Annotated in this window: 7 protein-coding genes; all 7 read left to right on the top strand. The window is 44.7% G+C overall.

The features are described 5' to 3' along the window. Positions 1-107 precede the first annotated feature (107 nt). Genes MHH60_RS33035 through MHH60_RS33005 form a run of 7 tightly spaced genes read left to right on the top strand, consistent with a single transcriptional unit; the run spans position 108 to position 7,311 of the window. The gene (locus tag MHH60_RS33035) at positions 108-1,724 is read left to right on the top strand and encodes an ABC transporter substrate-binding protein (protein WP_076139065.1); all 1,617 of its coding nucleotides are present in this window, start codon (positions 108-110) and stop codon (positions 1,722-1,724) included. After that, positions 1,721-2,710 carry an ABC transporter permease gene (locus tag MHH60_RS33030; protein WP_076139066.1) on the top strand — a complete coding sequence of 330 codons (990 nt, stop codon included), beginning with the start codon at positions 1,721-1,723 and terminating at the stop codon, positions 2,708-2,710. The genes MHH60_RS33035 and MHH60_RS33030 overlap by 4 nt, the downstream gene beginning before the upstream one ends. Continuing rightward, on the top strand, positions 2,707-3,573 hold the full coding sequence (locus tag MHH60_RS33025) for an ABC transporter permease (RefSeq protein WP_111502126.1): 867 nt from the start codon (positions 2,707-2,709) through the stop codon (positions 3,571-3,573). The genes MHH60_RS33030 and MHH60_RS33025 overlap by 4 nt, the downstream gene beginning before the upstream one ends. Beyond that, positions 3,573-4,337, top strand: a complete 765-nt coding sequence (locus tag MHH60_RS33020; RefSeq protein WP_076139068.1) for an ABC transporter ATP-binding protein — start codon at positions 3,573-3,575, stop codon at positions 4,335-4,337. Before MHH60_RS33025 ends, MHH60_RS33020 begins: the two co-directional genes overlap by 1 nt. Then, positions 4,328-5,077, top strand: coding sequence for an ABC transporter ATP-binding protein (locus tag MHH60_RS33015; protein WP_076139069.1), 750 nt, complete (start codon positions 4,328-4,330; stop codon positions 5,075-5,077). Before MHH60_RS33020 ends, MHH60_RS33015 begins: the two co-directional genes overlap by 10 nt. A gap of 21 nt (positions 5,078-5,098) precedes the next feature. Then, positions 5,099-6,157, top strand: coding sequence for a pyridoxal-phosphate-dependent aminotransferase family protein (locus MHH60_RS33010; protein ID WP_076139070.1), 1,059 nt, complete (start codon positions 5,099-5,101; stop codon positions 6,155-6,157). Positions 6,158-6,159: 2 nt separating this feature from the next. Further along, positions 6,160-7,311 carry an amidohydrolase family protein gene (locus MHH60_RS33005; protein WP_076139071.1) on the top strand — a complete coding sequence of 384 codons (1,152 nt, stop codon included), beginning with the start codon at positions 6,160-6,162 and terminating at the stop codon, positions 7,309-7,311. The last annotated feature ends 215 nt before the right edge of the window (positions 7,312-7,526 follow it).

The following is a 7,526-nucleotide window of genomic DNA, read 5'->3' as shown; positions in this document are numbered from 1 at the left end:
TATTTACTTTAGGATTGTTGCAAATTAAATTATGTTTGACAGACTAGAGTGTTTAACCCATAATACAATTCATACTAAACATATAAGAATTATAGGGGGAGCGAATTATGTCGTACTTTAGTGTATCTATTAAGAAACCGATTCTGTTGGGGGCAATAGCAGTTTTGCTATTGATGTTAATTGCAGGGTGCTCGGGGTCTAATAATAAGGCTGATTCAAATAAAGAGGCACAGGAAAGTGCCAGTCCGGCAACTCAAAGTCCTCAAACTGCAGAACCTGCAACGGGAGGAACTTTCGTCTATGGACGACCTGCTTCTGTAACTTCGCTGGATTTGCATAATCAGATTACGTCCAACAATGCTTTTGCAATCGACAAAGTCTTTGAATCGTTAGTCGCTTTTGACAGCAAAGGTGAAATTGTAGATTGGCTTGCTAAGTCACATAATATCAGTGAAGATGGACTGACGTATACATTCGAGCTTCGTGATGGTTTGAAGTTTTCCAATGGTACGGATGTGACCGCAGAAGATGCTGTATTCTCTCTTGAGCGGCACTTGAAGGTAGGCGGACCGCTGGCAATATCCGCAAAGGTCGACACAATCAAAGCGCAAGATAACAAAACGCTTGTTATTACACTTAAAGAGCCTTATACACCATTTATCTCGGAGCTATCTAATTTCTCAAATGGTATCCTTCCTAACAATTTCGGCGGAGTATCCGAAGAAGAATTCTTCAAGAAACCAATCGGTACGGGACCTTTTGTTGTTGAAACATGGGACACTGCAGGTGATCTGACCTTCACTAAGAATACATTCTACTGGCAAGAAGGTAAACCCTATATTGATAAGCTCGTTTATAAGCTAATTGAAGATGACAGCCAAGCGATTAACCAGCTGAAGGCTGGAGAAGTTAATGCTATTGAATCTTTGGCTCTGCAAAATGCCAATGAGATTAAAGATGGGGCTGACACTAAAGTAATTACTAACGGTAGTTGGGTGACAGAGCAATTGTTCTTTAATACGTTGGATGAACATTTTTCTGATGTGCATGTCCGTCGCGCTCTTGCTCTGGCACTTGATCGTGAGGGCTTGACGAAGGCGCTAACCTTTGGTTATGCACAAACAGCAAACTCATTGCTGCCAACAACGATTCCTTATAACGCAAATGATACAATCAAAGCACTGAACTTTAATATCGAAGCAGCCAAGGAGGAGCTTGCAAAATCTGCCTTCCCTAATGGCTTCACTACCAAATTACTTGTAGCATCCGGTAATAGCACAAGAGCTCAAGAGGCACAAATTATTCAGGCAGCGGGTCAAACGATCGGGATTAAGATTGAGATTGAATCGATTGAACTTGCCACTTTCCGTGAACGTTTCTTCGCATATGATTTTGCGGCAATGCTGAATAGCGGTCAAGCGGATTCCCCTGAAGCAAACTCAATTATTGCTTTCCAAACCGATCCGGAAGGCTTCAGCAAATCATATTGGACGCATTATACAAATGATGAAGTAACGAAGCTTCTATATGAGGGACAAAAAACTGCGGATGGCGATGAACGTGCACAAATCTATACTAAGCTGCTGCAGACCCTTGCTGATGAAGTTCCTTATATTCCGCTTTACTATCCAGATGTTTTAAAAGGTATTGGTTCTTCAGTTGACGGTCTCGTTGTTCTACCAAACGGCAGTGCCCGTTTCGAAGATGTCCGCATCAGCCAATGACGAATCTTAAGCAGGCGTTAAATCAACCGAAAGGAAGCAAGGGCTCTTACAACTGGCTTGTGATATCTCTTATAAAAGCGTTGGCAGTGATCTTCTGCGTAATGATAGCAGTCTTTTTCATCATTCGAATCGTGCCGGGAGATCCGGCAAAAATGATTTTGGGAGAATACAGTACCCCTGAGGCGCTCAAGAGTATGCATCATACTCTTGGGCTGGACCTCCCTTTATGGGAGCAATTCATCCGATTTGTGAAGACGCTGTTTACTCAAGGAGATACTGGAAACTCCATTATTATGGGGACATCAACAAAAGAGTTGATTACACAACGGGCCCCTGTTACTTTGCTGCTCATCGTGATGGCTTGTGTGTTGGCGATTTTTGTATCCCTTCTGCTCGCTACGGTAGCCGCTACGCATAAGGATAAACTGCTGGACCATTTGATACGAATTTTTCCTACAATTACTCTAGGTATGCCAATCTTCTGGGTTGGCTTACTTTTAATTTTGCTCTTTAGTGTCCGGCTTGGCTGGTTCCCTGTTGGGGGTGTAAGTGAAGGCTGGGTCGGAACCTTGCATAGTCTTGCACTTCCAGCAATCACTGTTGCTTTTTCACAGGTTCCTACGCTTGTTCGTTCATTAAGAGCACAGATGCTTGAAGTGTTAGAATCGGATTTTGTAGTCACCCTTAAGGCTGCGGGCATACCAAACAGGGTTATTTTATTTAAACATGTGCTGCGCAACTCTGCTCTTCCTACGCTAATGCTGCTGGGTGTGAATATTTCTTATTTAATCGGAGGCACCTTGGTCGTTGAGCAGGTATTTGGAATTAAGGGAATTGGCAGCTTATTGTTCACTTCAATTTCGAAACGGGACTTTCCGGTTATTCAAGGAATAGCACTTTACTGTGCGCTATCTGTTGTGATCATCAGTCTCTTGATTGAAATCATTTCCTGGTGGCTTGATCCCAGAACGAAAGGAAAACAATGAAAACTATAAGACTAGACTCGCGATTGTATGAAGGCGGTAAGATAACAAGCGGCTTAAAGCGAATATGGAATACCCCTTCACTTTTAGTGGGAATTATTATGTTTGCAGCTCTTATTCTCTTGACTGTGTTTATACCTTATATAAGTCCTTATGACCCTTCTAAGCAAAATTTGAGTGCCTTTTTACAGCCTCCGTCAGCCGAACATTGGTTGGGAACTGATCAATTAGGGCGTGATTTGTTTACTAGACTGATCTATGCAGCGAGGACTGATTTGAAAATCATGGTCTTGGCAGAAATCATTCCCTTTTGCACAGGTATATTTCTAGGAATGCTGGCAGGATATTACGGCAAATGGATCGATACAGTTATTACGCTGTTGTCAGATACATTCATCGCCTTTCCTTTTTATCTGATCGTTATTATCGTGGCTTTTGCAAGTGGAGCAGGAGAACGAGGCATTTATATTACTTTTATCTTTGTAGGATGGATAGTCTTTGCACGTGTCGTGAGAGGTCTTAGTGCTTCTTTTCGCAATCAGGAATGGGTGGCGTCCGCTCAAACCTTAGGGCTACCAGGAGTGAAAATTATTTTGCGTCATCTCCTGCCGAATGTACTTCCGCAAGCCGTGGTCGTCCTTATGACAGATATGATTGGATTGCTTGTTGCCATTGTTACGCTCGGGTATCTTGGTATCGGCATTACACCGCCAACTCCTGACTGGGGGACAATGATTTCAGATGGACAGCCCTTCATCACTACAGCTTGGTGGCTCTCGGCCGTTCCGGGATTTGCAGTGGTGTATACGGGGATAGCTTTGTCGCTCCTAGGTGATGGTTTGGCAGACATATGGAGGAAAAAATAATGTCTATACAACCCATTTTAGAAATAGAGGCGCTATCGCTGGCAGCTAAGTCAAATGAGAGATTAGTCAATAATGTTAGTTTTTCGCTGGGTAAAGGGGAGAGTCTGGGATTAGTAGGTGAATCGGGATCAGGAAAATCGCTTACGCTGCGTGCAATTTTAGGCTTGCTTCCAAATGGTGTTGAACAGACTGGCGGCACCATTAAAAGTGGCGTAAGCAGTGCGATGGTATTTCAAGATCCAAGAGGTGCGCTTGATCCCCTCTGTACGGTTGTCAAACAACTGGCTGAAGTTGTGTATTACAGACAGAGAGTAAGCCGTAAGACTTCGCGGGTAATTGCACTGGAACTGCTCGAAAGGCTTGGTCTCCCCGATTCATTGAAGAAAAAGGACCGGTATCCGAGTCAGCTGTCAGGCGGTCAGTGTCAACGGGTAGTCATCGCTCTGGCACTGGCGTGTAAGCCAGGCATACTTCTCTGTGATGAGCCGACAACAGCATTGGACGTCACGGTTCAACGGCAAATTATTGAGACGATCACGAGCCTCCAGCATGAGCTCAGTTTTGCCATGGTATTTGTTACGCATAACCTAGCGATTGCAGCAAACTTGTGTTCACGGCTATGTGTAATGAAACAGGGACAGATTGTTGAGCAGGGCAATACCCTTGATATTTTGCAAAATCCGAAAGACCCTTACACACAGATGCTGATTGATTCGGTGCTTCCTTTGCCAGAGCTTGAAGGGAGTAGAGACTCATGGAATTAGCCTTGCAAATAAAAGATTTAACTGTTCATTATGGCGGCTTTACTGCACTGGATCGTATCAATCTGAATCTTGAGCAGCACACCACCCTTGGGCTGGTTGGAGAATCCGGATCAGGGAAATCAACGCTGGCGCGAGTAATTGCTGGACTGATTGCCCCAAATGAGGGGCAGATTCTGTTGGGTACCCAAGAATTAAAAAAGAAAAGAAGCCGTGAGCAGCACAAAACAATCCAGATGATTTTCCAAAATCCAGACGCTTCGCTAAATCCTAAACATTCGATTAGGCAAATTCTTTCCGAGCCCTTATTGTTTCATAAAATAGTGGGGCGTGCAGGTGTTGAACAAAGATGCAAAGAGCTTTTGAATCAAGTTCATTTAGAAGAAAAGGCGTTAGACAAATTCCCACATGAATTTTCCGGCGGCCAGCGTCAACGGATAGCGATCGCTCGTGCATTAAGTGTTGAGCCAAGCATCCTGATCGCGGATGAACCTACAAGTGCGTTGGATGTATCTGTGCAGCTTAGCGTGCTCGAACTATTCAATACGCTGAAGGCTGAGCTTAATCTCACCATGCTTTTTATTTCTCATGATCTAGGAGTAATCAATGCAATTAGTGATACGGTAGCAGTTATGCGGCAAGGAAAGCTCGTGGAGCAGAGTCCGCGGGACCAATTCTTTATCCGTCCTAAACATAAATACAGTTATGAGCTGTTGTCGGCGGTTCCGAAAATGCCAAAATAAAGTACATCAGGAGGTTTTCTTATGAACCGAGAACATAAAGGATATGTGCCACTTTCACTGGCTGAGTATAATAAGCTAACACATTTGATTTCCAAAGTCTTGTTTACTGAGCACCCTCCGGTTATCATCCCGGCCGAGGCAATTCTGGGAATCGAGGCGGTAGCCGCCGGAATAGCTGCACCTGGTCGAACCATTGTAAATATAGTAACAGGTCCCTATGGAAGTTTATTTGGAAAATGGCTTGAGCGGGGTGGAGCAACGGTTGTTGAAGTAAAGGTTCCTTTTGATGAAGTGGTCACTAGCGACCAGGTTGCTTCCGCGATTGAGGAGTTTAAACCTTGTGCCCTTTCTTTTGTTCAAGCTGAAGTGGTTACTGGAGGCTCTAATCCTGCTAAAGAAATATTTGAAATTGCAAAAGAATTCAATCTTATTACTGTGTCGGACTCCGTATCTGCGGTTGGGGGAGAGGCCCTGCTGGTGGATGAATGGTCCGTTGATTTTGCAGTTATAGGTGCGCAAAAAGCCTTAGCTGGACCCAACGGAGTTAGTGCCGTAAGTATTTCTCCACGTGGCTGGGAATTTCTTGAGTCGAATGAAAATGCTCCACGCAATTCTATTTTATCCTTGCTGGATCTGAAAGCATCACTGGGAGACGCCGAGCCATTGCGGGTTGCCCCAAACATTCCTACGCTGGAGGCTAGAGCCTTGGTTCAAGCTTTGACACGAATTGAAGAAGAAGGATTGGATCAAGTAATCAAACGCCATGAGCGAGCCGCAGCAGCTGCTGTAGCTGGTATTAAATCCTTGGGGCTTGAGCCTTGGCAAAAGGACAGCAGACATTATTCTACGCTGACTACAACGGTGCGGATTTCTGGAAAGCAAGAGTTGCGGATTGAGCAGCCTATAGGCATTGTGGCTCCCGGAGACGGAGAATTATTTGGTCATCTTCTACGGATCAACCATTTTGGAACGAATGCTGAGCGGCAAAGTGTGGAGAAGGCTATATCCACGCTTGCCGAACTGCTGAAACAAGACCCTGTTCAGGCATTAGCAGCTGTTCGGCTGGCATGGGGGGAATGAAGATGATCCATAAGCATCCAGAGCTGCAAACGTTCAATGATATTTTTATAGCAGGTATCGAAGGCAGACGTTTTGATGTCGTGATAAAGGATGGTCGTTTTTCATCCATTACTGAAGCGGAGCCGCATCAAGTGGAGTCAAATCTTGCAGGAACAGATCTGTGGCTAAGTCCGGGTATTATTGATCTTCATACGCATTTAGCTTGGACAGATTTTGACCACTCTGATCAATTGAAGCGCGATGCCAACCAGATCGAAATTATGCAGGCACAAGCTTTTGAAGCTACTCTTAGGACGGGTGTAACGACTGCCCGTGATGCAGGTGGGATTCTGCCGAGCACAGTGCAGCATCTTGTTCAGCAATATCAGCATCCATTAAGAGTGCAGACCAGCAGCGATATGATTGGAGCTGCAGATGCCTGTGGTCTCAAGCATTTAGAACAACGCATGGAGGAAATCTTTGCTACAGGAGCGGGTTGGATAAAAATCATGGCCACAGGCGGGCTTGGAGCACCTACCGAGAAAGTCGTTGACCCGATCTTTTCCGAAGAAGAGTTCGCGTTCATTGTTCGTAATGCACATGCCCATGATAAGAAGGTACTGGTTCATACCTGGGGTGGTGTGACGATAGACTGGTCCATCCAGGCCGGCGTGGCATCAATAGAGCACGGGATGTTTCTAACTGAGGATCAGGCAGGTAGACTTGCTAACTCGAGGGTAGCGTTTGTGCCCACCACATCAATTTATCGTATTGCTGCAGACCCAAAAGGCGTTCTAGCGTTGAACCCGATCATTTGCGACCGAGCTGCCCGCGCTGCCGAATGTCATTCCAAGGCCATTCATTATGCAAAAAGAGAAGGCGTTCGTATTGGATTCGGTACAGATTATGCCACACCTGCACTACATGGCTATAACCTTCAAGAACTGGATACATTGATTGATTATGGCTTAACTCGGAGAGAAGCGTGGCAGGCTGCGACTAAAAGTGCTGCTGATATTCTGGGGAGCGGTAACGAGCTGGGACAAATTGCAGAAGGTTTCATTGCAGATGCTGTTGTTTTCAAAGTGGATCCATACGAAGCGCACAATGCGGAGGCACTTCGTAGCAATATCGTTGCCGTAATTACTGGAGCGAAGGAAGCGGAATTAATCTAGAATCGTCTAAGCTTCTTCTAAAAAACAACTGTCATCTTCTGCAGTTGTTTTTTTTACTTTCTAGATAATTAGATGATAAGTGGAGGTAGTTAGTATAATACGATAATACATAGATGATGTTTTATGCTTTTGATTTTATATAAAAAAACTCTTGCAATGGATCTCTATACATGATATATTCTAAGTCCGGCCAAGAAATACACATGCCGAGCTCG

Source organism: Paenibacillus sp. FSL H7-0716, from assembly GCF_038002705.1.
In the GTDB taxonomy this organism is placed as follows: domain Bacteria; phylum Bacillota; class Bacilli; order Paenibacillales; family Paenibacillaceae; genus Paenibacillus_AQ; species Paenibacillus_AQ odorifer.
The sequence above is the reverse complement of the archived record's forward strand: the minus strand, read 5'-3'. Positions and strand labels throughout refer to the sequence as shown.

Excerpts from the sequence above, each read along its gene's own strand:
- MHH60_RS33010 (WP_076139070.1), top strand. The coding sequence starts at position 5,099 with ATGAACCGAGAACATAAAGGATATGTGCCACTTTCACTGGCTGAGTAT.
- MHH60_RS33015 (WP_076139069.1), top strand. The coding sequence starts at position 4,328 with ATGGAATTAGCCTTGCAAATAAAAGATTTAACTGTTCATTATGGCGGC.
- MHH60_RS33030 (WP_076139066.1), top strand. The coding sequence starts at position 1,721 with ATGACGAATCTTAAGCAGGCGTTAAATCAACCGAAAGGAAGCAAGGGC.
- MHH60_RS33035 (WP_076139065.1), top strand. The coding sequence starts at position 108 with ATGTCGTACTTTAGTGTATCTATTAAGAAACCGATTCTGTTGGGGGCA.
- MHH60_RS33025 (WP_111502126.1), top strand. The coding sequence starts at position 2,707 with ATGAAAACTATAAGACTAGACTCGCGATTGTATGAAGGCGGTAAGATA.
- MHH60_RS33020 (WP_076139068.1), top strand. The coding sequence starts at position 3,573 with ATGTCTATACAACCCATTTTAGAAATAGAGGCGCTATCGCTGGCAGCT.
- MHH60_RS33005 (WP_076139071.1), top strand. The coding sequence starts at position 6,160 with ATGATCCATAAGCATCCAGAGCTGCAAACGTTCAATGATATTTTTATA.